The 25,397-nt window shown below is 66.6% G+C and carries 15 protein-coding genes and 2 pseudogenes; 5 read left to right on the plus strand and 12 right to left on the minus strand.

All coding sequences use genetic code 11. The features are described from left to right. The first annotated feature begins 7 nt into the window (after positions 1–7). A pseudogene (ppc, locus tag L0C21_RS13700) lies at positions 8–2,691 on the plus strand (phosphoenolpyruvate carboxylase). A 138-nt stretch (positions 2,692–2,829) separates the two neighbouring features. Here ppc and L0C21_RS13705 read toward each other — a convergent pair. Further along, a pseudogene (locus L0C21_RS13705) lies at positions 2,830–4,838 on the minus strand (BCCT family transporter). Positions 4,839–5,054: 216 nt separating this feature from the next. Here L0C21_RS13705 and L0C21_RS13715 point away from each other — a divergent pair. Both L0C21_RS13715 and L0C21_RS13720 read left to right on the plus strand, forming a co-directional pair. Continuing rightward, on the plus strand, positions 5,055–6,428 hold the full coding sequence (locus L0C21_RS13715) for a DUF885 domain-containing protein (RefSeq protein ID WP_259279002.1): 1,374 nt from the start codon (positions 5,055–5,057) through the stop codon (positions 6,426–6,428). Positions 6,429–6,450: 22 nt separating this feature from the next. Further along, the gene (locus tag L0C21_RS13720) at positions 6,451–7,449 is read left to right on the plus strand and encodes an alpha/beta hydrolase (protein ID WP_259279003.1); all 999 of its coding nucleotides are present in this window, start codon (positions 6,451–6,453) and stop codon (positions 7,447–7,449) included. A gap of 249 nt (positions 7,450–7,698) precedes the next feature. On the opposite strand, the gene L0C21_RS13725 is transcribed toward L0C21_RS13720, so the two are convergent. The 7 genes from L0C21_RS13725 to L0C21_RS13755 all read right to left on the minus strand — a co-directional run bounded on the left by L0C21_RS13725 (position 7,699) and on the right by L0C21_RS13755 (position 17,662). After that, positions 7,699–8,460 (minus strand): SDR family NAD(P)-dependent oxidoreductase, encoded by a 762-nt coding sequence (locus L0C21_RS13725; RefSeq protein ID WP_259279004.1) that lies wholly within the window; start codon positions 8,458–8,460, stop codon positions 7,699–7,701. A 913-nt stretch (positions 8,461–9,373) separates the two neighbouring features. Continuing rightward, complete coding sequence (gene trhO, locus L0C21_RS13730) at positions 9,374–10,198, minus strand: oxygen-dependent tRNA uridine(34) hydroxylase TrhO (RefSeq protein WP_259279005.1); 825 nt, start codon at positions 10,196–10,198, stop codon at positions 9,374–9,376. Positions 10,199–10,374: 176 nt separating this feature from the next. Beyond that, positions 10,375–14,016, minus strand: coding sequence for an autotransporter domain-containing protein (locus L0C21_RS13735; protein WP_259279006.1), 3,642 nt, complete (start codon positions 14,014–14,016; stop codon positions 10,375–10,377). Between the two features lie 385 nt (positions 14,017–14,401). Beyond that, positions 14,402–15,769: a GntP family permease gene (locus L0C21_RS13740; protein WP_259279007.1), complete on the minus strand. Its 1,368-nt coding sequence runs from the start codon at positions 15,767–15,769 to the stop codon at positions 14,402–14,404. A 288-nt stretch (positions 15,770–16,057) separates the two neighbouring features. Then, entirely contained in the window at positions 16,058–16,648 is a 591-nt protein-coding gene (locus L0C21_RS13745; RefSeq protein WP_259279008.1) for a PIN domain-containing protein, read from the minus strand. 2 nt (positions 16,649–16,650) lie between these two features. Further along, entirely contained in the window at positions 16,651–17,106 is a 456-nt protein-coding gene (locus tag L0C21_RS13750) for a helix-turn-helix domain-containing protein (protein ID WP_259279009.1), read from the minus strand. Positions 17,107–17,248: 142 nt separating this feature from the next. Beyond that, complete coding sequence (locus L0C21_RS13755) at positions 17,249–17,662, minus strand: DUF983 domain-containing protein (protein WP_259279010.1); 414 nt, start codon at positions 17,660–17,662, stop codon at positions 17,249–17,251. 178 nt (positions 17,663–17,840) lie between these two features. Between L0C21_RS13755 and L0C21_RS13760 the strand changes: the two genes are divergently transcribed. Continuing rightward, positions 17,841–18,857 (plus strand): collagen-binding domain-containing protein, encoded by a 1,017-nt coding sequence (locus L0C21_RS13760; RefSeq protein WP_259279011.1) that lies wholly within the window; start codon positions 17,841–17,843, stop codon positions 18,855–18,857. A gap of 56 nt (positions 18,858–18,913) precedes the next feature. On the opposite strand, the gene L0C21_RS13765 is transcribed toward L0C21_RS13760, so the two are convergent. Continuing rightward, positions 18,914–20,071: an NADH:flavin oxidoreductase/NADH oxidase gene (locus L0C21_RS13765; RefSeq protein WP_259279012.1), complete on the minus strand. Its 1,158-nt coding sequence runs from the start codon at positions 20,069–20,071 to the stop codon at positions 18,914–18,916. 475 nt (positions 20,072–20,546) lie between these two features. Between L0C21_RS13765 and L0C21_RS13770 the strand changes: the two genes are divergently transcribed. After that, on the plus strand, positions 20,547–20,828 hold the full coding sequence (locus L0C21_RS13770) for a helix-turn-helix domain-containing protein (RefSeq protein ID WP_259279013.1): 282 nt from the start codon (positions 20,547–20,549) through the stop codon (positions 20,826–20,828). 9 nt (positions 20,829–20,837) lie between these two features. Here L0C21_RS13770 and L0C21_RS13775 read toward each other — a convergent pair whose 3' ends face one another. From L0C21_RS13775 to L0C21_RS13785, 3 genes are all read right to left on the minus strand, one after another. Then, entirely contained in the window at positions 20,838–22,166 is a 1,329-nt protein-coding gene (locus L0C21_RS13775) for an aminotransferase class V-fold PLP-dependent enzyme (RefSeq protein ID WP_259279014.1), read from the minus strand. An 83-nt stretch (positions 22,167–22,249) separates the two neighbouring features. After that, positions 22,250–23,092, minus strand: coding sequence for a slipin family protein (locus tag L0C21_RS13780; protein ID WP_259279015.1), 843 nt, complete (start codon positions 23,090–23,092; stop codon positions 22,250–22,252). Between the two features lie 3 nt (positions 23,093–23,095). Then, positions 23,096–24,526, minus strand: coding sequence for an NfeD family protein (locus tag L0C21_RS13785; RefSeq protein ID WP_259279016.1), 1,431 nt, complete (start codon positions 24,524–24,526; stop codon positions 23,096–23,098). Positions 24,527–25,397: the final 871 nt, after the last annotated feature.

Below are 25,397 nucleotides of genomic sequence, written 5' to 3' on the forward strand. Positions count from 1 at the left end.
CTAAGCCATGAACCCCGCCGTTGCCCGCGAAGACGTGCGCTATCTCGGTCGCCTGCTGGGCGACGCCATCCGCCTGCAGGACGGCCAGGCCCTGTTCGACCAGATCGAGGCCATCCGCCGCGCCTCGGTGGAGGCCCATCGCGAACCCAGCCCCGAGCATGACGCCGACCTCTCCGCCCGCCTCAACGCGCTGAGCCTTGAGGATATGCTTGCCTTCGTGCGGGGTTTCCTGTGCTTCTCGCTGCTCTCCAACCTGGCGGAAGACCGGCAGGCCCGCCGCGCGGCGGCGCAGGCGAGCGAAGGCGGCCGGCCGGACACGCTCGCCAAGGCCATGCACGCGCTGGAGCAGAAGGGCATTACCCGCGCCGCCATCGCCGAGACGCTGGACGGCGCCCTCATCGCCCCGGTGCTGACCGCCCACCCCACCGAGGTGCGGCGCAAGAGCGTCATCGACCGCGAGACCGCCATCAGCCGCCTGATGGCCCAGCTGGACCGGGAAACCGACCCCGCCGTGCGCCGCGAACTGGAGACGGACCTGTTCCGCGAGATCGAGGTGCTATGGAAGACGCGGCCCCTGCGCGCCGTCGGCATCACCGTGGCGGATGAGATCGAGAACGCCCTCTCCTACTTCCGCACCACCTTCCTTGAGGTGCTGCCGCGCTTGCATTTGCGCTGGCAGGAACTGACGGGCGAAAGCCTTTCCAGCTTCGTGCGCGTGGGCAGCTGGATCGGCGGCGACCGGGACGGCAACCCCAACGTCACCGCCGAGACGCTCGCGCTGGCGCTGCGCCAGCAGGCCCGCACCGCGCTCGGCCATTACCTTGAGGAACTGCACGCGCTGGGCGGGGCCCTGTCCCTCTCCGACACGCTCATCAAGGCCACGCCCGACCTGCACCAGCTGGCGGACCGCAGCGGCGACGCCTCCCCCACCGGGCGGACGAGCCCTACCGTCGCGCGCTGACCGGCATGTACGCGCGCCTGGCCGCCACCTTCGAGGCCCTGGTGGGCGACGTGCCGCCGCGCCGGGCAAGCGTGGCCGCCGAGCCCTACGCCAGCGCCGAGGAGCTGCTGACCGACCTCAAGGTGGTGCGCGCCTCGCTTGCCTCGGGCAATGCGCCGCTTTCCAACCGGCGGCTGGATTCGCTCATCTCCGCCGTCGAGACCTTCGGCTTCCACCTGGCAACGCTCGACCTGCGCCAGAACGCGGACGTGCACAACCGCGTGGTCGCCGAACTGCTGCGCGCGGCGGGCGTCGAGGCGGACTATCTGGCTCTCGATGAGGACGCGCGCATCGATCTGCTGCGCCAGGAGCTGGCCCACACCCGCCTGCTGCACAACCCCTACCTCGCCTATTCGGTGGAAACCGAAAAGGAAATCAGGATCCTGCGGACGCTGGCCGAGGCCCACGCCCGCTTCGGCCGGGCCTGCGTTCGCAACTACATCGTCTCCAAGACCAGCGGCGTCTCCAACCTGCTGGAAGTCTACGTGCTCCTGAAGGAAGTGGGCCTCTACCAGCCCGGCGCCACGCCCCGCTGCCCGGTGATGGCCGTGCCGCTGTTCGAGACCATCGAGGACTTGCACAACGCCCCCGCCGTCATGGACCGCTTCCTCGGACTGGAGGAAATGACAGCGCTGGCGCACGCGGGCGATGGCATGCAGGAGGTGATGCTCGGCTATTCCGACAGCAACAAGGATGGCGGCTACCTCACCTCCACCTGGTCGTTGCACGAGGCCGCCTGCGCGCTCGTTGAGGTGTTCGGGCGGCATGGCGTCAGGATGCAGCTGTTCCATGGCCGCGGCGGCGCGGTGGGCCGGGGCGGCGGTTCGGCCTTCGCCGCCATCCGCGCCCAACCGGCGGGCACGGTCGGCGCGCGCATCCGCATCACCGAACAGGGCGAGGTGATCGCCGCCAAATACGGCAACCCGGCCGTGGGCGCGGCCAGCCTCGAGACCATGGCCGCCGCCACCCTGCTCGCCACGCTCGACCCGCCCGCGCTGAACGGCGACCTCAAGCGCTTCCGCCCGGCGCTGGCGGAAATGAGCGAGGCCGCCTTCCGCACTTATCGCGCGCTGGTCTACGATACCCCCGGCTTCACCAAGTTCTTCCGCGCGGCAACGCCCATCGCCGAAATTGCCGACCTCAAGATCGGCTCCCGCCCGGCCAGCCGCACCACGTCGGACAAGATCGAGGATCTGCGCGCCATCCCATGGGTGTTTTCGTGGGGACAGGCCCGCATCATGCTGCCCGGCTGGTATGGCGTCGGCACCGCGCTCGAAGCTTTCCGGGACCGCGGCCTGCTTGCCGAAATGGTGGCCGAGTGGCCGTTCCTGCAAGCCGCCTTCTCCAACATGGAAATGGTGCTCGCCAAGTCCGACATGGCGGTGGCGGCGGACTACGCAGGCCTGGTGCCGGACGCGGACCTGCGCGCCGGCGTGTTCGACAGCATCCGCGACGAGTGGCAGCGCACCCATGACCAGCTGCTCAGCCTCACCGGCCAGTCGGAATTGCTGGAGCGCACGCCGGATACCCAGCGCGCCATCCGCCTGCGCCTGCCCTATATCGAGCCGCTCAACACCCTCCAGGTGGAGCTGATCCGCCGCCGCCGCGCCGGCGACGACCGGCCCGCCGTCCGCGAGGGCATTTTGCTCACCATCAACGGCATTGCCGCCGGCCTGCGGAACACGGGCTGAGGCGGCCGTTTCAAGCGGCCGCGCCCTGCCCGAAAGGCGTGGCCCAATAAAACGAATGGGGGGTGATAAGGGGGTTCTCTCAACCCCCTCATACCCTTTTGCTTGCGCGCCTTAGCGCACGGGCGGGGCCCAAGCCCCCTAATGCGCGCTCAGGAAGTGCAGGTAGCGATCGAAGTGGGCGATCACATCGGCGATCACCTGTTCGGTATCGTAGCCGTAGATATCGTAGCCCTGCCCGCCGACGACCAGATAGACCTCGGCGCGGTAGTAGCTTTTCCGGCGGGCCTCGCGCTTGCCCGGCGGATCGACCAGCGCGAAGGCAGGCAGCGGCTTCGGCACCGGGCGCACGGCGTAGATGAAGGGCGCGGCCTCACCCTGCGGCACCGTGAGCGTGATGCCATCCCCCTCGCGGTCAACGGTGGCATCGATGCTGCGCCGGGCAAGCTCGGCCGTCACCTGTTCCAGCGCTGGCGCGACCTTGTTGTCGAGGAAGGCGCGCACCTGCTTCTCGGTCGGGTGGCTGACGATGGCGGCGAGGCGGCGGCGCCATTCGAACTGGCCCGTCTCGCCGACCAGCGGCGCGGCGGGAAGCTGGCCGCTCACCACGAGCGCCGTCTCTCGCCGCAGCGAGGTGAGGACGCCGTAGCACATCAGGAGCATGATGATCGAAAGCGGGAGCGCGGCGATCACCGCCGCCATCTGCACCGCGGCGAGGCCGCCCGCGAGCAGCAGCACCGCGGCGACGCCGCCGCACGTGAGCGCCCAGAAGACGCGCAGCCACAAGGCCGGCTCCTCCTCGGTCTGGTCACGCGCGGTAATCATCGCGATGACGAGCGCGCCGGCATCTGATGCGGTGACAAAATAAATCGCGACCAGGAAGCCCGTGCACCAGGCGAGCAGCGTTGAGAGCGGCAGATATTCGAACACCGAAAACAGGGCGATCGGCATATTGTCCGCCACCGTGCGCGAAATCTGGCCGGCCGCCTCGTTGACATCGAGCCAGATCGCGGCGTTGCCGAAAATCGTGAACCACACGAAGGCGAACCCCGCAGGCGCAAGCAGCACGCCGATCAGGAACTCGCGGATCGTGCGCCCGCGCGAGACGCGCGCGATGAACAGGCCGACGAACGGCGCCCAGGAAATCCACCAGCCCCAGTAGAACAGCGTCCAGGTGCCCACCCAATCGGTCGGCTCATAGGCGTAGATGTGGAAGGTGCGGCTGACGAAGGCGTTGATGTAGAGACCAACATTCTCGACCAGCGCCTGCAGCAGATATTGCGTGGGGCCGAGTACGAGAATGAGGAACATCAGCACGCCCGAAATGACGATAATTGCCTCGCTCAACCAGCGGATGCCGTTGTCGAGCCCGGTTGCGACCGTAATCGTCGCGAGCACGGTGACAACCGCAATCAGGATCATCTGCATCTCCACCGTCTGGCTGACGCCCATCAGGTAGGTGAGCGTGGCATTGAGCTGCGCGACGCCGAGGCCAAGCGAGGTGGCAAGACCGGCGAGCGTGCCGACGACCGCGAAAATGTCGATGAAATCGCCGAGCGGGCCGCGCACCCGCTCACCGAAAATCGGCAGGAAGGCGGAGCGGATCGCAAGCGGCTCGTTCCGCCTGTAGCCGAAATAGGCAAGCGCCAGGCCCATCACCGCATAAATCGCCCAGGCATGGACGCCCCAGTGAAAAAGGTCACTCCCATCGCGTCGCGCGCCGCCTGCGGGGTGCCGGGCGCAGCATCCGGCGGATTGGAGAAATGCGTGATCGGCTCGGCCACGCCGTAAAAAACAATGCCGATGCCCATTCCGGCGCTGAACAGCATGGCGACCCAGGTGCTGAATTTGTAGTCGGGCTCGGCATCGTCAGGACCGAGGCGGACCTTGCCGAGCGAACTCATCGCGATGCCGAACAGGAAGACAACGAAAATGCCAACGGCAAGCAGGTAGAACCAGCCGGCATCCAGAATAATCCAGCGGTTGGCTTTCTCGAACAGGGCATTGGCGCGATCGGGCAGAATGCTGGCGTAAAGAATGAGGCCGAGCGCAATGACCGCTGACCCGAAGAAGGTGACCGGCGCGATGTCGCGTCGCGACGGCAGGAGGCCGGATCGTGCCGGCGCTTGTTCGTCGGTTACTGCTGTCATTGCTCCTCCGATGGCATACGCGTTTGCGGATCAATCAACGATCCACATGTCCGAATAGATCTGTGTGAAGAGCAACGAAGCATAGGGCGATAAATCCGCAATGTGAAGGGAAGCGGGGAATTCGGCAGAAATCCGCGCCCGCAGTCAGGGCCGCGCACATTCGCAAACGGGCTTTGAGGGGAGCGCGCCAGCTCTTCCCAGAAGAGGGGTTGACGATTGTTTGATACCGGTGTCATCTTTGCGGACATGAACCCCACGGACTTCTCCCTGGCCCCGTCCGCCGCTTGCGGCGCGGCGGGGCACTCTCGCCGCACGGTTCTGTTTGGGCTGGGCGGGGCCTTGTGCGCTCTGGGCATGGGCGCGCGCCCGGCGCTCGCCGCGAACACGTCCGCGCCGGATGCCTCCCTCACCGCCTTGCTCGACGGGCTGGCGGCGGCGCTGACTGCCGATGCCGGGCACGCCGCGCAGCAACAGGCGCTTCGCACCGCCGCCGCGCAGTTGGGTGGCATTCGCCCGGAAAAGCTCTCCTCCGATGGTCGCGTTCTGCTCGCCGCCGTGCGCGACGGCATCGAAACCGAAGCCGCGCTGCTCTCCGGCGCCGGTCAGGCGGGCAGCTATGCCCTTGCCCTGCGATTGAACGCAGGGCCCGGCCTTTCCCCGCACGAGGCGCACCAGTGGGGGCAGGCGCGGGTGCGGGCGTTGCAGGCGGAGGCGGACAGGATTTTGCGCGCCCAAGGCCTCACCTCCGGCACGGTGGCCGAGCGCCTGCGCGCCTTCATGCGCGACCCGCGCCACCTGTACCCGAACACCGAGGTCGGCCGCCGCCGCGCCGTTGAGGCCATGAACGCGCAGCTGGCCGCCACGCGCGAGCGGCTGGGGCAAGCCTTCCGCAACCTCTCGCCCGCTAACCTTTCTGTCAGCACCCTGCCGCCGGAGCAGGCAACCAAGGCCACCATCGGCAAGCGCATCGACCCCTCCGCCGATGGCACGCGCCCCGGCGGCTATGTGGTCGACCTGCGGGAGATCGAGCGCCGCCCGGCGTGGACCCTGCCCAGCGTCGTCCATCACGAGCTGGCCCCCGGCCACCTGTTGCAGGCCCCGTTCGGGGAGCGCGCCCACGCGCACCCCGTCCAGCAGCGCTACGCCAAGGGCTACAGCGAGGGCTGGGCCATCTACGCCGAGCAGCTCGCCGCAGAACAAGGCTGGCTGGGGGACGATCCGCTCGCCCGCCTCGGCTACATCCACTGGATGCTGTTCCGCACCGGGCGGCTGGTGGCGGATACCGGTATTCATGCGCTCGGCTGGAGCGCGCAGCAGGCGATTGATGCGGTGCGGGAGATTCAGGGCGAACCGGTCGCCTTCATCACCATCGAGGAGGACGTCTCGCGCATGGTCGCCAATCCCGGCGCGGCAGCGGGGCAGATGCTCGCCGCCGCATGCCTGTCCCGGCTGCGGGACGACGCGCAAGCCAGGCTCGGCGCACGCTTCACGCTTGCCGGTTTCCATGAGGCGGTGCTGCGCCATGGCCCCTTGTCCAATCCGGGCCTGGAGGCGGCGGTGAAGAACTGGATAGAGACCGCCTCGGCATAGCCAAGCATAAGGGGGAGAAGAAATGGCCACGGACACTCCGGCAACAGGTTTGAACCGCCGCGCTCTCCTGGCGCTCGGCGGCGCGGCGGCGCTTGCGGCCACCGCCCGCCCGGTGCTGGCGCAGGACATGAAAGCCGCGGGCGATCCCGACGAAACCATGCGGCTCTGGCCTGGCAATCCGCCCGGCGCGCCATCCACGCTGCCGAAGGAAGAGGTCGTCACCCGCAACCCGGCGTCGACGGTTCCAGATCGCGCCGTCAGCCGCATCGGCACGCCGATGATGACCGTGTTCCGCCCCGCCCGGCCAAATGGCGCGGCGCTGCTCATCATCCCCGGCGGCGGCTATGTGCGCGTCGTTATCGACAAGGAAGGCTTCGAGTGCGCCCGCCGCTGGAGCGAAAAGGGCGTCACCTGCTTCGTGATGCGCTATCGCCTGCCCGCCGACGGCTGGGCCGACCGCGCCCGCGCACCCTTGCAGGACGCCCAGCGCGCCATGCGCCTCATCCGCGCCAGCGCCGCCAAATACGGCATCGACCCCAACCGCATCAACGTTCTCGGTTTCTCGGCGGGCGGGCACCTGGCGGCCAGCCTCGCCACCCGCCACGCGGAGGAGACCTACGCGCCCGTCGACGCCGCAGACCGGCTTTCCGCCCGGCCCACGGTCGCCGCGCTGGGCTATCCGGTCATCTCCATGTCCGCGCCCCACGCCCACATGGGCTCCCGCGCGCAGCTCATCGGCGAGAACGCCGCGCCCGAGGTGGAGGCCATCAACGCGCCCAGCAATCGCGTAACGGCCGAAACGCCGCCCACCTTCCTGTTCCACGCCACCGACGACCGCTCGGTGCCCGTTAACAACAGCCTGATGATGTACGCCGGTCTCGTTGCCAAAAACATCCCGACCGAGATGCACCTGTTTGAAAAAGGCGGCCATGGCTTCGGCCTGCGCGACGCCGCCGGCATCCCGGCCGAAGCCTGGCCCCAGCTGTTCGACCGCTGGGCGGCAACGCACGGGTGGCTGTAAGTTCGCTTACGTGACTTTATCGCAGGGGGCTTGAACCCCCTGCGCCCCATGCGTTTTTCGGGCCGCGCCCACGGCAACCGCCTGCGCTTCTGCCCCCTATTCAGTTACAAAACGTTGAATGATTTTAAGGAGCGTTTTCGCGCTTCAATCCAGCGCGCGATACGGCGGAGCGCCACGCACGCCCCGATAGCAGGAACGGGAGGTTGCCAAGAGGGTCCGCGACCCTCCCGCAAATTTCCCGAAATCCCCTTACTTCGGGGCCATGCGGATCGCGCCGTCGAGGCGGATGGTCTCGCCGTTCAGCATGGGATTGGCGAGGATGCTCTCCACCAGCATGGCGTATTCCTCCGGCTTACCGAGGCGGCTGGGGAAGGGCACCTGCTTGCCCAGCGCCTCCTGCACGTGCTCGGGGAAGCCCTGCATCATCGGCGTCAGGAAAATGCCCGGCGCGATGGTAACGACGCGGATGGCGTGCTGTGCCAGTTCGCGGGCGATGGGAAGCGTCATGCCTGCAACGCCCGCCTTGGAGGCGGAGTAGGCCGCCTGGCCGATCTGCCCGTCGAAGGCGGCAACGCTCGCCGTGTTGATGATGACGCCGCGCTCCTCGCCCAGCGGGTCGGCGGCCGTCAGCCGGGCCGCGAACTTGGAGAGCACGTTGAACGTGCCGATGAGGTTGATCTCGATGGCCTTGCGGAAGGCATCGAGCCCATGGGGCTGGCCTTCGCGGTTCACCACCTTGATGGCGGGCGCGATGCCGGCGCAGTTCACCAGCACGCGGGCGATGTTGTGGCGCGCCTCCGCCTGCGCCACCGCGTCCGCAACGCCGGCGTCGTCGGTCACGTCCACCTTGAAGAAGGCGCCGTTGATCTCCCGCGCCGTTGCCTCGCCCACCTCCGCGTTGAGATCGAAGATGGCAACCTTTACGCCGCGGTTGGCGAGCATCCGCGCGGTTGCGCCGCCAAGGCCCGATGCGCCGCCGGTGACGATGGCGGCAATGCCGTTCAGTTCCATAAGGCTCCCCATATTCTGCGTTTAGGGCTCGCCCTCTCCGCGCCGCAGGCGGCGGACAGGCGAGCAATATTATTACGCCCTGCCTATTCCGCCAGGAAGCCGGGGGCAAGCCCTCTTAAGGGCCGTTTGAGAATGGCTCGCGCGTGAGGTCTGGCGATGTGCGGGCCATGTGCACGCGTGGCCGGAGGCCGTATCCGGGCCCAAACGCCCGTGATTGATCTAACCTTGCCGCATCCGGCGCATGTCACCAGGGGAAAATCAGCGATGACCATGAAATAAATACTCAATATAAGTCAAATTAATTAAACGATATCAAAAGATTTGAGTTAATAATATCACAGCATTAAAACAGTTGATGTTGATACATAGAAATTAATAACCCCAGCAATAGCAATATACTGCCAAGCTTCCTATTGTGCTACCAGAACAGGTAGTTATAACTAGTCCTGGTCTTCATGCCTCGGTGATTGCACCAGCGCGCGTCTCGCTGCACCGAACATGCTCCATGGGAAGACTGAGTTCCGACCAATGGAAATCCTGGGACCTGGAAAGGGAGGATGAAGCAATAAGTACCTATGAACTTCTGTCCGTAATCTTGTCTCTGGCAGCCCTAATCCTTGTGGCAATCCGGCTTGGATTGTCCATTGGGCAGCGCGACCGCGACTAGATCGGGAGCGTAGGGGTTCAACCAGGCGGTGCCAGCAGACGCCTCGGCACCGCCTGGTGCCCCATAAGCAAAGACCCCGCGGATTGCACGCCGCAGGGTCTTTTAATTTAGAAAGGTGGATAGCAATCCGTACCTTATGAACCGGGATTTATATACGCTCCGGCTCGGCGATCTTCAACGACAATGTCATAACCGTCATAGCCGTCATAACCATCAAATGGTCGCATCCCTGGGCGCCAAGCCCTCTCAGGCGGCTTCATCCTTGCAATGGGGGCAGGCGGGAAGATCCTCGGCGTAAGGGCGGCCGCAGTCCTCGCACATGGCGTGGCGGCCGGGCGCAAGGCCGTGGCCCACCGACACCCGCTCGTCGAACACGAAGCACTCGCCCTGCCAGCGGCTCTCCTGTTCCTTCACGGTTTCCAGATATTTGAGAATCCCGCCCTCGAGGTGATAGACCTCGTCGAACCCCTGTTCCTTGACGAACGCCGTCGCCTTTTCGCAGCGAATGCCACCGGTGCAGAACATGGCGATCCTGGGCTTCTCCGCCTTGCCTTCGTACTGGCGGGAGAAGTCGCGGAACCATTCGGGAAACTGGCGGAAGGTCGTGGTCTTCGGGTTGATCGCCCGCTCGAAGGTGCCGATTTCCACCTCGTAATCGTTGCGGGTGTCGATCACCACCACGTCCTCGGCCGTGATGAGATCGTTCCACTTGTCCGCAGGCACGTAGGTGCCAACGATCTTCAGGGGGTCGGTGCCCTCCACCCCCATGGTCACGATTTCCTTCTTGAGCCGCACCTTCATCCGCTTGAACGGCATTTCCGGCGCGCGGGAATACTTCACCTCGATCCCGGCGCAGCCGGGCAGCGCGCGGATCACCTCGAGCACCGCCGCCAGGCCCTCATCCGTGCCCGCGATGGTGCCGTTGAGGCCTTCTTGCGCCACCAGCAGCGTGCCGCGAATGCCGTTTTCCGCGCAGGCATCGCTCAGGCGCGCCTGAATGGCGGGGCAATCGTCAAACGGCGTGAACTTGTAGAGCGCCGCCACGAGGATGGGCAGCGGTTCGGTGGTCATGTCTCAAGGCTCCGGCTTCGCTATTCAAGCGCGCCCGCAGCCATAAGCCCCCGGCGCATGTCATGGCAAGGGCACGGCGCGCCAGACCTGCCGCCAGCCGCGACAAGAGGCGCAAAAAAATCCCCCCGGACCGGCTGGGTCCGGGGGGAACATGAAGCGGTCGATATTCTGTTTTGTTACCAGCGCACGGAGAGCGTGCCCGATACCGCATGGTTATGGGCCGCCTCGGCGTCGGTGTACTTGTAGCCCACCCGCAGGTTGACGGCTTCGGTGAGGTCCGCGCTCACGCCGGCGGCGGCGCGCACCGCCGAGCGGCCTGCCGATGCCGCCTCGACCCGGTAGTCGGTGAGGTGGAGCGAGCCGGTCATCACGGAGGCGGGATCATCCAGCTCGCGCAGCAGGGCGAACGAGCCGTAGGGCATCACGCGCACCTTGCCGATGGTCGTCGCGCCGTTGAAGCGCGCGCCCACCCGGCCGACCAGCGACTGGCGGCGTTCCTGATCGAAGTAGAGCGCCACGGCGTCGTCGCCCTCTTCCATCAGGCTGTCGCGCACCACGTTGTCGTAACCGATGCCGATGAACGGCGTCAGGTACAGGTTGCCGCTGGTGACCAGCTTGCCGACTTCCAGGTCGCCCGCGAAGCTGGTGCCGTCCGGGTGCGACTTCAGCTCGTAGTTGCCGTTCGACAGGCTGACCGTGCGATCGACATGGTAGGAGTCATAGCCGAACGAGGCGATGGCGTTGACGTAATAGCCGCCCTTCTGCCACTGGCCGTAGCCCAGCACCTGGTAGCCGTCGATCTTGGCCGAGCCCAGCCAGTAGGCCTGGGTGCGCGAGCGGTTGTAGGCCAGCGCCGCGCCGAGCGTCAGGCTCGGGGTGACGTTGTCGTCCACACCCATGACCATCGAGGTGGTGGAGGCGCGGTAGCGGCCGGCGACATCGCTCGCGGCGATCCGGCCGACATCGCTGCTCACCGTGCCCCAAACCCTGCGGCTGGTGGAGACGCCGTTGTCGCCCGCCAGATGCGCCAGGTCGAAGCGGCTGTTCACGCGGTCGGAGACGGCGGTTCGCGCCGTGCGGTTCGCCTGAACGGCGGTGTCGAGCGAGTCCGCATGGACCTCGCCGGCGGCCTGCTGCAGGGCAGCGGCGGCCTGCTGGGCGTTCAGCCCCATGAGGCCCTCGAGGAAGCGGCCGGAGGCGCTGGTGTTCCGCACGCCCGCGGCGCCCCGGAAGGTATCGACCGCGCCTGCGAGCGATGCGCCGTTGCCCCATTCGCGGCCCGAGAACAGCTTGGCGTACTTGTCCGCCGTCACGGTCAGCACCACGGAATCCGGCAGGTAGAGCACGTCGAAGCGGGTGTTCGCCGCCATGCCTTCCGTCGGCTGCACCAGCGCATCGAAGCTGCCCTCAACGCCGCCTTCGGCCACCACCACCTGGAAGGCATCGCCGATCGTCGGGGTGAACTCGTTGGTCGCATCGCCCGTGATGCCACGGGTGATGGGAGCGATGCTGCCGCCAGCGGTAAAGACGCTGTTCGCGCCGGTGAGGATGAGCGTGTCGAAGTGACCGGCGCCAATCCCTGCGGTCGTGCCGTCGATATCGAGCCGCAGCTGGCTGCCCGCCGCCTGGGTCACGCTGCCCGCCACGATCAGCTGGCCCGGCGAGTTGCCCGGCGCCAGAACGCCCGCGACTTCCATATTGCCGAGGACCACGCCCGAGCCCCCGGCGGTGCCGGTGGGGTCAACCCACACGTTGCCGTTGAACTGGTTGTTGAAGCTGAGCGTGCCTTCCTGAACGCAAGCGCCGATATCGTTCGACGCCGCAGCCGTCAGGTTGAGCCGGCCGCTGCCCTGCTTGATGAGGCAGGCGGCGCCGTCGGCCGTGCCGGTCAGCTCCACATCGAAAGTGCCGGTGTCGAAGACGGCGTTGCTGCCCGTCACGTGGACATTCTGCGTCAGGGTCATGTCCGCGCCGGCGGTGAAGCCGCCGTTCTCGCGCAGGATGATGTCGCCGCCGGTCGCGCCGACGGCGCTTTGCGAGGCCGCCACGACCCGGCCGCCGTAAACGTCGATCAGAACCTGCGTGTTCTCGCCGGTCAGGGTCAGCGTGCCCTCGCCCAGCTTGCGGACGATCCCCGCGCCGGTAATGTCGCCGGCCATCACGATGTCATGCCCGTTCGTATCGAACGCGGCCTGCTGCGTGTTGTTGACCTGCAGCCTGTGCTCGATCGTGAAGGAGTCGAGCGTCCGCAGCGTGGTGTTCTCGGCGATCGTCACCGTGCTGCCGGCTGCGCCCAGGGCCGCGTCGCTGTTGAACTCCAGCGTGCCGCCCCGAACGAAAACGCCGTTCTGGCTGTTGACCCCGGTCAGCCGCAGCGTGCCGGTGCCGGTCTTGTTCAGCGTGCCCTTGCCCGAGACGGCGCCCGACAGCTCGACCGCATGCGCGCCGGTATCGATCGTGGAATTGGCATTCGTCAGCACGATCGCGTTGTCGCTCGACAAAGCCGCCGTCGTCTGCAGCGTCGCCGCGCCGAGGGTCACGGCGCCACCGCCCAGGTTGGCGTCGCTCGACACGCGCAGCGCGCCCGCGTCAACACGCGTGCCGCCGGTGTGGGTATTGGCGCCGGTCAGGGTCAGCGTGCCCGCACCCGACTTCACAAGCTGGCCGGTGCCGGACATTGCGCCCGCATAGGTGCCGTCGGCGCCTTGCGCGAACTCGACCACGGCCTTGTTGGTGATCGCGCCCTGCAGCGAGGTGGTGTCGCCCTTCAGGGTGCCGTCCAGCACCGTGGTGCCGCCGGCATAGGTGTTGGCGCCGGTCAGGGTCAGGGTGCCCGCGCCCGACTTCACGAGCTGGCCGGTGCCGGACATCACGCCCGCATAGGTGCCATCGGTGCCTTGCGCGAACTCGACCACGGCCTTGTTGGTGATCGCGCCCTGCAGCGAGGCGGTGTCGCCCTTCAGCGTGCCGCCCAGCACCGTGGTGCCGCCCGTGTAGGTGTTGGCGCCAGCCAGGGTCAGGGTGCCTTCGCCGGTTTTGGTGAGGCCGCCCGAAGCGCCGTCGGCATTGCTGAACACGCCTTCGAACACCGCATCGTTGCCCTGGGTGTCGATGGTGCCGCCTTCGTTGCCGATGGTGAAATCATTCCCGATCGTGGCGATTGCGTCCACAGCCAGGACACCGCCGGCGAAGACCGGGTTGACCGAGCCGTCGGCCAGCTGGCTGGTGGTGTAGGCCGCCTCGGCGGTATCGATATCGGGCGTCGACGGCGTAGCGCCGCCCACTTCGCCCAGGCTGCCGTCGGCATTGATGACGAAGGAGCCGTTGTTGATGGCGGGATCGGAAGGCATCCAGTTCTGGGTGAACGACGAACCCGCCGCATAGCCGAACTTGTAGGAGCCCGCCGCCAGGTCCTTGAAGATCACCGACTGGAAGGCGTAAATGCTGTGCCCGGTCGGATCGCCGGTCAGGTCGCCGGGCTCGGGGGTGGCCGTGTTTGCGAAGAAATAGTTGCTGCCCGCAACGAGGCCGGTCGGCACCGTTCCATTGGACACATTGGTGAAGCCGTCCACCAGCGTGAAGGTCTGGTTGCCGACAAGGTTGCCGTCCGCCGTGCTCAGATCAAGCGAACCCTCGGGAACGGTCATGTCGGAGTGCCAGCTTCCGTAGAAGATCTGGACATTGTAGAAGCCGCTGGTGTCGCCTTCGAAAATAAGAAAGCCCAGCGAGTCGGTATGCGCCATCGCCCCGATCGGGGTAAGGCTCGTCCCCAGCAGAGCCAGGGACAGTGCGGCCTTGCGGCCAACTGCACGCCACATATGTGTTTTTCCTCAACCTGAACGCCACACCCGCAAGGGGAGCACACCTACCCCGCGAACGTAGAACGATTATCGTTTTATCGTTTCCTGACGGCCGCGTGTGCCTTGCGCGCCTTCTCCACGCAGCCATGAACGAGAAGGCGCCTTGCCGGACGTCCGGACGGAACCGAAAGCGCCCCGCAAAGGGCCGATTGCACCGCCAGGATTGTTCGCCAGACGCTATAAGCATCGTTCTTGGTTGAAATTCAGTTAATTATAAACAGGATCGGATCGACAATGAGACGACCTGAGCAAGGCTCAGGCATTCGGATACGCTGTGGCTGGCTCCTGGCGGAGGGGCTCGGCGGGGCTGCTCCGCACGCCGGGACGCCGCAGATTCCCAGCGTTAGAACAGCGCAAACAGCAGCAGCGCGACGGCAAGGCCAATGGTGGGCACGATGACGGTGAGCACGCCGACCGGCCCATAGGCATCCCGGTGGCTTTCCCCGCAGACGGCGCGGATCGTCGTTACCACATAGCCATTGTGCGGCAGGCTATCGAGCGCGCCGGAGGAAATCGCCACCACCCGATGCAGCGCCTCGGGGTCGACACCCAGTCCAAGGTAATGCGGCGCGAGCAGCGGTAGGGCGATGGTCTGCCCGCCGGAGGCTGAACCGGTGAGCCCGGCGATCACGGTCACCGCGACGGCCGCGCCGATGAGCGGGCTGCCCGGCATGGCCAGCACCGCATCGACCGCCGCCTGAAACGCGGGCGACAGCTGCGCCACCGCGCCGAAGCCGACAACCGCGCAGGTGTTGGTGATGGCGATGATCGCCCCCGTGCCGCCGCGTGAAAAGGCCGCGGGCATGTCGCGGCGGCGGGCCAATCCCACCAGCAGGGCAAGAATGATACCGGCCCCCAGCGCCGCGACGAGCGCATATTTGCCAAGCGATGCCGCCGGCAGCAGCGGGCGCAGAAGGGCGGGTGCTTGCGCCGGATACTGGCAGGCGAGGAACACCCCCAGCACCCCGATGAGCGGCAGGAGGCTGAGGAGCGGGTGCGGCAGCGCCTCCGCCGCCGCCTCGCCGCGCGCATCATTCGCGCGGGGCACGAACCGCTCGCCGCGCCTGACGGCCCGGCGCAGCATGGCCTGCAGCCATACGGTGCCCAGCGCCGCCATCAGCACGGCGACCACCAGGCTCACCTCCCACGCCGCATAGGCGTTGGTGCCGAGAAACGGCATGGGGATGAGGTTCTGAATTTCGGGCGATCCCGCCGAGGTCATGGTGAAGGTGACCGAGCCGAAGGCCATGGCGCCGGGGATGAAGCGGCGCGGCAGGTTCGCCTCGCGGAACAGGTGCACCGCCAGCGCATGAACCGAGAAGGCGACGATGAACACGCTCACCCCGCCGTAGGTGAGGAGCGCGCAGGCCGCCACCACCGCCAGCGCAGCGAAGCGGACGCCGATCTTGGCCAACGTCCAGCGGGCGACGCTGGCCGCCGCGCCCGATGCCCCCATCACCTCGCCGAAGATCGCCCCCAGCAGGAACATGAAGAACCAGTCGCCGAAGAAGCCGGTGAAGCCATCCGTGTAGGCGGAGACGAAGTTCGCCTGGTCCTCGCCCACCGGCAGCCAGGCAAGGCCGCTCGCCGCCGCCACGATGGCCGCGCAAAAAGGCGCTGCGATGAGAATGTTGAGGCCGCGCACCGTCAGCCAGATCAGAAGACCCAGCCCGGCAATAAGCCCCGCCGCGCTCAGGAGGGACAGGCTCATGCCATCGCTCCCGCGCCGCGGGCCCTGCCGCCTGCGCCCAATACGTTACCCGATGCCCCAGCCCCCTGCGTCACGGCCCCGTCTCCCCCGGTTGCGCCTGTTGCACTTTCTCCCTTCAACCCACGCAACACAACCACCACCGCCCGGAACCAGGACGATAGTTTTTTTCCTATAATCGAAAGCCTATTACCTGTCAAGCCCCGGCAGGCCGCCAGAGCAGATCATACATTTGGTTGTCGTTATCAGGCGGCGCGCAAGGGCGAAGCGAATTTCTAAAGCGAAGAATTTCTAAAGCGAAGAGACGTAGGGCCTCAGGACATCCACGGTTTCCATCAGGCCGTGCGCCTCCATATCGAGCAGCAGTAACTCCGGCGTTTTCTCCGGCCTCTTCAAACGCTCGCGCATCCGGCGGATTGCGGCGACGGCCCGCCCTGGCTCCAGGGCGATCGTGTCTGCGATGAAGGCATCCGCACTGCGCGCCTCAAGGCCGAGAGGCGCCAGCACCTCCGCCGGAAAATCTCTAAGATTGTCCGTGACGATCACGGCAGCCTGGGTTTTTACCGCTGCCGCGATGACATGGGCATCCTTCGGGTCGGGCAGCCGGTCGGCCGCCGGCAGGAAGGCCGCATAGTCGCTCACTAGGGCATCCTCAAAGGCGGTCTCCATACGCCTGCGCTGTTCCTTCGCAACAGCCGCCGGGTCAGCCACCCCCTTGCTGGCAAAGAAGCCGGCCATCGCCCGCTCAGTCTCTTCCAGCACCTCCGCCGACCACCGAACCCTGAAGAACTCCGCCTCGGCCAGGGTCAACAGGAGGTTCCGCTTCAGCGCGCCAGCCAGACAGCACGCATCGGCAAAGGCGGTGTAGCGGTTGGCGAACAAGGTCAGAGATACTCCCCATCCAGTTCCGCCATGCCGGACAGGGCTTCGCTGCGCCTCTGGTCCCGCCTGCGCTTGTAATCGAACAGGTCCGCCGCCCTGATCCGGCGATGGCGGCCGACAAGGGTGAAGGGTATGTCTCCCTTCTCCAGCAACGACACGAGAAACGGCCGGGAGACGTTCAGAATGTCCGCCGCCTGCTGGGTCGTCAGCTCCTGCGTGACCGGCACCAACGTCACTGCGTCACCCCGGCTGATGTGCCGGAGCACCTCCATAAGCAGATGCGACAGGCCGGGAGTCAGCGTGATTTCCACCGGCTTCTTAGCTTCATCCAGAACGTGCAGCTTCGCCTCACCGGCCGCATAAGCCGCCAGCAACTGGCGCAGCTGATTTGCCGCCTGCCGATCCGTGGCATCAGGCAGGCGCGCGCCAATTTCCTCAGCGAATGCTGGCAGTGTCATAACCTTCTCCCATCTTCTGAACTGTTATATCCTCGTTGCCGCAAACGCAGCAATCGAAATAAACGAAATATTCGAAACATGGGTCCACGCCGGGGGGCTTTCCCATTCCCTGTCTCGGCGCGAAGCGGTTATGGGAAGGCAGTTAAAGGCCGGCGTCGCGGGCGCGCAGGCGGCGGGCCAGTTCTTCCGAGCCGGCTTCCTCCGCCTTGTTCACATATTGCGAGGCGACGATCCACCCCTTGAGCGGGCGCAAGGAGGCGATGCAGCTGCCCAGGATCAGCGGGCCGGAGGTCAGCAGGTGCACCCACCAGCCGGGGGAGTAGGCCAGCTCCAGCCAGATGGCGAAGCCCACCAGCGGGAAGGAGATGATGGTCATGGCGAAGAAGGCGGGGCCGTCATCCGGGCTGGCGAAGCTGTAGTCCAGCCCGCACGCGTCGCAGCGCTTGGCGAGCTTGAGCCAGCTGGCGAACATCCTGCCCTTGCCGCAGTGGGGACAGCGGCCAAGCCAGCCGGTCTTGAGGATCCACCCCAGCTTTTCCTTGCCTTCAAGCTCCATGACGACGCGCCTTTCATACCGGCCTTGATATTGGCTTATGTAAGCGCTCCCCCTCTTCCTTGCACGGGCCCTGTTGACGCACCTCGGCCGCCGTTTCCCGTTCGCTCGCCTATGCATAATGTTAGTGTCTTGTTGACACCCTCTGTGTTATGGGGTGCCCCGATTGCAGAGGACACCCATGAAACATTTTTCCTGGCTCCTGGCGGGCGTCGCGGTTGCCGGCATCAGCGGAACGGCTGAGGCCGCCCCGGTGGATGCGCTCAATGCCATGCGCGATTACAACCTGATCGTGTTTGACGACTTTCAGCTCAACCATGACATCCAGGGCAGCGTCTACGTGGACGGCGATCTGTCCGGCGGCAACATGGTGGGGTCCAACCACAGCCGCTACACCGGCGCGCCGGGGCTCACCGTCACCGGCAACGTGACCGGCCAGAACGTCAAGGTGAAGAACAGCGACGTTTACGTGGGCGGCAACGTCACCGGCTCCATCGAGGTGAACGATGGCGGCAGCGCCTACATCGGCGGCAGCGCCGCGCCGGGCGCGGTGAAGATCAACGGCAACCAGCAGGGCCGCACGCTCGAGACCGGCAGCAGCACCTTCGCGCAGCGGCTCGACAAGGCGGACTTCCGCGACCTCTCCGGAGCCTTGGCCCGGTTCGCGGCCGAGACCACCTACTCGACCGCAGACATTACCGATCGCAACAACTACCGCCTCACCGTCGCCGACCTGGACCACAACGGCATCGCCGTCGTGAACCTGGAGGAGGGCTTCCTCGACTCCCTCGCCAGCTACGGCCTTTACGGCGACGCCCTGTCCAGCCTGGATACCGTCGTCATCAACGTGGCCGGCACCCACGTTTCCATCGATGCGAACTGGCAATCCGGCACGCTCAGCAACCTGTTCGCCAGCGAGCATGTGATCTGGAACTTCTTCGAGGCCGAAACCGTCTCGCTCTCAACGCAGATCTTCGGCTCCGTGCTGGCCCCGAACGCCCTGCTCTCCAACGTCACGCCCATCGATGGCAGCGTGGTGGCAGGCAGCTTCGCCCAGGGCGGACAGGTGCACCTGCCGCGCTATTCCGGCACCGGACTGACGTTCAACCCGCCCGTCGAGATGCCCGAGCCTGCCGTTGCCGGGCTTGTCGGCCTCGGCTTTCTCGGCGTCGCCGCCGTGCGCCGCCGCAAGAGCTAAGACGCAGCAACGCCCGCACCGGCCCACCGGACCGGCGCGGGCGGCCTTCCCGGCAATCAGTCCGCCACGTTGGTGGCCTCGGCCTGCGCCTTGGCGCGGGCGCGCTCCCGGTTGCGAAGCCAGAAACCCGCCTGCACCGGCCACTGGCTGAAATCCTGCGGGTCGCCGCCAAGCGCACGCCAGGCGTGGTGCGGCCATTCCGGGTTGTAGAGCGCCTCGCGGGCGATGGCGACCAGGTCCGCCTGACCGTCCGCCACGATGGCCTCGGCCATGGCCGGTTCGGCAATCATGCCGACTGCCATGGTGGCGATGTCCGCCTCCTTCCGCACCTGGGCGGCGAAGGGCACCTGGAAGCCGGGCCGGGCCTTGATCGCCCCCGGCGGCACGGCCATGCCGCCCGAGGAGCAGTCGAGCACATCGACGCCCAGCGCCTTGGCGCGCGCGGCGAAGGCCACCGTGTCCTCGATGGTCCAGCCGCCTTCCACCCAGTCGGAGGCGGAGACGCGCACGAACACCGGCTTGTCCTCCGGCCAGACCGAGCGCACCGTCTCGATCACCTCCAGCGGGAAGCGCATCCGGTTGGCGAGCGAGCCGCCGTATTCGTCCTCGCGCTTGTTCGCGAGCGGCGAGAGAAATTCATGCAGCAGGTAGCCGTGAGCGGCGTGGATCTCCACGATGTCGAAGCCCGCCTCCAGCGCCCGCTCCGTCGCCCGCCGCCAGGAGGCCAGATGCTCCTTCAGATCGTCCGCCGTCAGCGCCTGGGGCGTGGGCCAGCCTTCATCGTGCGGGATCGCGCTGGGGGCCACCACCTGCCAGGCCTTGTCGCCCCGCGCCGCCTCATCCTCGGGCATCAATGGCTTGTCGCCGTGCCACGGCCGCTGGCAGGAGGCCTTGCGCCCGGCATGGGCCAGCTGGATGGCGGGCACGCTGCCGTTCTCGCGCAGGAACTCGGCAATGCGCGCCAGTTGCAGAATATGGGCATCGTCCCACAGGCCAATGTCGCCGGGGGTGATGCGCCCTTCGGGGCGCACCGCCGTTGCCTCCACCATCACGATGCCGAAGCCGCCCAGCGCGAACCGGCCCAGGTGCACCAGATGCCAGTCATTGGCGAAGCCATCGATGGCGGAATACTGGCACATGGGTGAAATCACCAGCCGGTTGCGGCTGTGCACGCCCCGCAGCTGGAGAGGGCTGAACAGGTTGAGTGACGCCATAACGCTGACCTTTCTTACCGAGGAAGGGTGTGCCACGTTCGTGCGCCAGAACGCACGGGCGGCCGGAAAGACTTCAATCGGCGCGAACCGTAACAGCAGGCAGACCGCCCGAAAATCCGCCGATCCGGAAACGGTCAGTCCACAGCCTTATCCATTTTCTCGAAGGATTGCCGCATCCACCTTCGCCGTCTTTAGGGGGTGCACGCCATTTAAGAACACGACATTAATGTCGTATTCTGATTGCGGGGATTAGTCTTTTCAGCCTAAAAACGAAATCACCGGGACGGACTGGCCGACCCGGTGATTGGCGGGATTGCTCCCGTCGATTCCAGAAGGGGATGGATATGGACCTCCTCATCCTTCTGGCCCTGATCCTAACCCGGATCGAGATCTCGATCAACATCCGGCCTAGGAAATAAAGGTCAGGTTCCCGAGGGCGGCGCAAGCCTCTCCGGGGACGACCAAGGGAGACAGTATGCTGACCAGGTTAAGCGGCGCAGAAGCCAGAGCCATTCGCAAGAACCGCTGGCTTCACGGCACGCTCAAGCTGACACAGGAGCGGCTTGCCCGCCTGTTCGGCGTCGAAACGAGGACGGTCCAGCGATGGGAGGCGGGGGATGTGCCGATCGATGCGCGCACGGCCCTCGCCTTCCGTTTCATCGAGCAGGCCCCCCAGGCGGTGCTCGACCAGATGTGGGAGCAGGCGACGCAGCCTCAGGCGAGCGACGCCTTCCGGCCTGCCGGCACCCCATCATAACCCGCCCGTTCACACCATCGCCACGGCGCGCACCTCCCGCAATGCCCGCTCGATGTCGGCGGGGCTGTTGTAGATGCACGGCGTCAGCCGCACGTGGCGGGTGGCATAGGGCGCGACCGAGGCGATGATCCGCCGCTCCTTCAGCATCTTCACCACCGCGGCAGGCGTCATGCCCTTCACGTCGAACGAGACGATCCCGGCGGACAAGTCCGGCCGCCGGGGCGTTTGCAGCGTCACGTTCGGCATTCGGGCCAGCCCCTCCTTCAGCTGGGTTGCCAGCTCCTCCGTGCGCGTCTGAACGAGATGCGGGCCGATGCCCTCATGGAATGCAAAAGCCTCGGCCAGCGCCCACTGGTGCTCGTAGGGCTTGAAGCCGCCCGGCGTCATGCGGGCGGCGGTCGATGCCCCCTGCGGCTCACGGTTTTCAAACCACGCCGTCCAGCTCTCCCCATCGATGAAGCTGGGGATGCTTGGCCGCAGCGCCGCCCAGCCGCGCGGGGTGGCAACGATAATGCCGGTGCCCCGCGGCCCGAACAGCCACTTGTGGCACCCGGCCATGAAGAAATCGCACCCCAGGCTGCCGAACATCTGGTTCTGGTTGCCAAAGCCATGCACCCCGTCCAGCCCGAACAGCACCTGCGTCTCCGGGCTGCGGCTCGCGTTGATCCGGGCCAGTCCGTCGGCGATCATCCGCACCGGAATCTTGAGCCCCGTGCTGGAATGCACCCATGTCAGCGCCAGCACCCGCGTCTCGGGGCGGATTTCCTGCAGCACCCGTTCGGCCAGAGACTCCGGCGTTACCTGGCGAATATCCTCGTAAAGGGCGATCTTCCGCACCCGCGCCCCCGTGCGCTGGGCCGCCAGCCGCAGGGATTCGTGGGTGACGTAGTAATCCTGCTCCGTCGTCAGCACCTCCTCGCCGGGGCGCAGCATCAGCCCATTGTAGACCAGCGCCACGCCCATGGTCGTGCTGTCGGTGAGCGCGATGTCGCGCGGATCAACGCCCATGTAGCGCCCCGCCGCTGCCAGCGCCGCCTCGCGCAAGCGGCCGTTGTTGTCCTGAAGGTAGCCGGCCGGGCTGGCATCCAGCGCCCGGCGATGCCACTCGATGGCCTGCCGCACCGGCTGCGGATGGGAGGCGATCAGCATGGCGCTGAGGTGAACGTCGTCCGTGTTCAACGGAAACTGCCGGCGGATGCCCGCCCAGTAGCTCTCCCACGCCGCCCGGTCGGCGCTGCCGGCCGCTGCCTGATCCTCGCTCCCGCACGACGCCGCCACCACGCCTGCGCCGAGGGCACAGGTCGCGCGGGTGAGAAGGGTGCGCCTGTCCAAATCCATGCCGCCTGCCGCCTTCCTGCACCGCCATTGGCCATGCCCGGCATGGCCGTATCGTAGAGGCAACGCTTGAAAGCCGAAGCCGTTCAGAGGCTTCGGCGGCCATCGCCCCTCTCCGGCGCATCGGCGGGCGGAGAGGGGGATGAGGACGAGGATGACGGCGGAGGCGGCGCAGAGGCTTGCCCGCCTCCGGCCAGCGCCTGGAGCATGTTGATCGGCAGGGGAAAGACGATGGTCGAGCTTTTCTCCGAGGCGATGTCCTGCAATGTCGAGAGATAGCGCAGCTGCATCGCCTCCGGCACGGCGGCCAGCATGGTGGCCGCATCCACCAGCTTGCGCGCCGCCTGCTCCTCCGCCTCCGCGCTGATGATGCGAGCGCGCCGCCCGCGCTCGGCCTCCGCCTGCCGGGCGATGGCGCGCACCATGCTCTCGTCGATATCCACCCGCTTGATCTCGACGTTTGTCACCTTGATGCCCCAGGCGTAGGTCTGGCTATCGAGGATCTCCTGGATATCCCGGTTGAGCTTGTCCCGTTCGGCCAGCATCTCGTCCAGCTCGTGCTTGCCCAGCACCGAACGCAAGGTGGTCTGGGCCAGCTGGCTCGTCGCCATCATGAAGTTTTCCACCTGGATGATCGCCCGGTCGGCATCCACCACCCGGAAATAGACCACCGCGTTCACCTTCACCGAGACGTTGTCCCGCGAGATCACGTCCTGGCTCGGCACGTCCAGCACGACGACGCGCAGGTCCACCCGCACCATCTGCTGAATGATGGGAATAAGCAGGATCAGCCCCGGCCCTCTTACGCCGGAAAAACGGCCAAGCGTGAACACCACGGCCCGTTCGTATTCTCTGAGGATGCGAATGGCGGAGGCCAGGATGAACAGCACCAAGAGGATGAGGAGACCATAGGTGATAAAATTATACATGGCTCAGCTCCTTCCCGGCGAAGGCGGCACCGGCGCGCCGGGTTCGGCAGCGGCCGCCTCCACGAACAGCACCAGCCCCTCGCGCCCCTGCACCCGCGCCACCTGCCCCGGCGCCAAGGGCTGGCTGGCATGGGCCTGCCAGCGCTCGCCCTGCCACAGCACCTCGCCTCTGTTGCCGGACCACCACAGAACCTGCGCCGTGGTGCCATGAAGCGCCGCATCGCCCATGGCGGCCCGGCGCCGGTGGGCCCGCCACCCCACCCGCGCCACCAGCGCCAGAAACCCCGCGCTCAGCACGGTGACCGCCAGCACCAGCCCGCGCGACAGGGCAAAGCCGGGCACCTCGGCATCGAACAGCAGCAGCGAGCCGACCGCGATGGCGGCGATGCCCCCTATTCCCAGAATGCCGAAGGAGGCGGCGTAGCCTTCCGCCACCAGCAGGCCGATGCCGGCCAGCAGCAGAAGGATGCCCGCAGTGTTGATGGGCAACAGGTTGAGCGCGAACAGCCCGACCAGCAGGCACAGCCCGCCGATGACGCCGGGCACGAACGTGCCGGGCGTGAGAAATTCGAAGATCAGACCATAGAGGCCGACCATCAGCAACAGGTAGGCGATGTTGGGGTCGGTGATGGCCCCAAGCGCGCGGGTGCGCCAGTCGGGCGCGAGTTCGACCAGCGCAAGGCCCGCTGTTTGCAGGCGCCGCCGCTCCTGCTCCACCAGCACCTCCCGGCCGTCGATCTGCGCCAGGAGGTCCGGCATATCCCGTGCAATGACGTCGATCACGCCCTGCTGGAGCGCGGCCTCGGCCGGCAGGCTGGCGGCCTCGCGTACCGCCTGCTCCGCCCAGTCGGCATTGCGGCCGCGCAGGTCGGCCAGGCTGCGGATATAGGCCACCGCATCGTTGATCGCCTTGCGCTCCCCCGCGCTGGGCGCGCTGCCCTGCTTGGTGTCGCCGTCGTCATCCGGTGCTCGGCCCCCGCCGCCACCCCCGCCGCCAATCGCCACGGGCGTCGCCGCGCCCACATTGGTGCCGGGAGCCATGGCAGCCACATGGCAAGCGTAGAGAATAAAGGTGCCGGCGCTTGCCGCCCGCGCGCCGCTGGGGCTCACATAGCAGGCAACCGGAATGGGCGAGGCGAGAATGTTGCGAATGATGGCGCGCATCACCGTGTCGAGCCCACCGGGCGTATCGATCCGCAGGATCAGCAGCGCAGCGCGACGGTCGCGCGCCGCCGCCATGCCCTTGGAGAGGTAATCAGCGGTCGCCGGGCCGATGGCGCCGTCAACATGCAGCGCCACGGCTTCGCCCGCACGCGAGGCCACGCCTTTGCTGCCTCCCTGTGCTGCGGCAAATCCTGCAGACAGCAGCAGGAGGGCAAGCGCCGCCAGCCCCCACCGCTGGCGAACCCACAGCGCCACCCTCGCGCGTGCCACGACCACAAGGCAGTTCCTCCGGCAATCGCGGGCATGCCCAGGGCTGGCCTCCCGCGCTCTGCGCCTGCCCTGTTTCGCGCCCGCTCCCTTTTGCGCCGCGACGCTGACTGGAGACGCAACACCGGCCGAAAAGGCGGCCATCGCCTGCCCCCGCTCAGAATACCAACGGCAGCCGCGGGCCGCTGTTCCCCATTTCATTTCGATGCGAAGGGCGCATGATCCCGCCCGCTTCAGCGCCGCCAGCCGGAAGGGCGCGCAGGCGCGCAAGAACGGCGCTTTCCGTTCAGCACCGGGCAGAATCAGCGTCCAGGGCGCGCGCCCTGATCTGTGTCGCCACTGCGAACTGGTCGCCATCGCCAGACTGCATCGGCATCACGCCGAAGCTCAGGTGAATGAAAAACAGCGAGGCTGTCGGGCAGCGATTCTGCGCCTTCTCGGCCGCCCGCTGCGCCAGTTCCTCGGTTGGGAACAGGGCGATGTGCGGGGAGTCGAACCGCAGGGATTTTGAAACCGGGCCGCGCGGGAGAGCACGGCATAATCCCTGGTCGCGCCGACAGCCGGGTCCGCCTGCGCCACGGCGACCAGCCCCACCTTCAGGGGATCGTCCGGCCGCCCCATGACAAGGTGTTCAATCCTGTCGAAATGCCCGGCAACCCAGTCGGCCAGCGCAACGCAGTCGAGTGGCCTTTGTCCCTGAAAGACGGCGGCCCACCGTTCATAGAAATGCAGTAGAAGATCGAGCGCATCCTGCTCCTGCAGGGGCGGTATTGGCCGCTTCTCTGTCCAGTTCAGCATAACGGTTGTGATCCTTTCAGGGGTAAGGGGCGTATAATCTCTAACCTTCCCATGCCTGTTCGATGCGGGGCATCAG

It is taken from the genome of Pedomonas mirosovicensis (genome assembly GCF_022569295.1).
Classification (GTDB): Bacteria; Pseudomonadota; Alphaproteobacteria; order Sphingomonadales; family Sphingomonadaceae; genus Pedomonas; species Pedomonas mirosovicensis.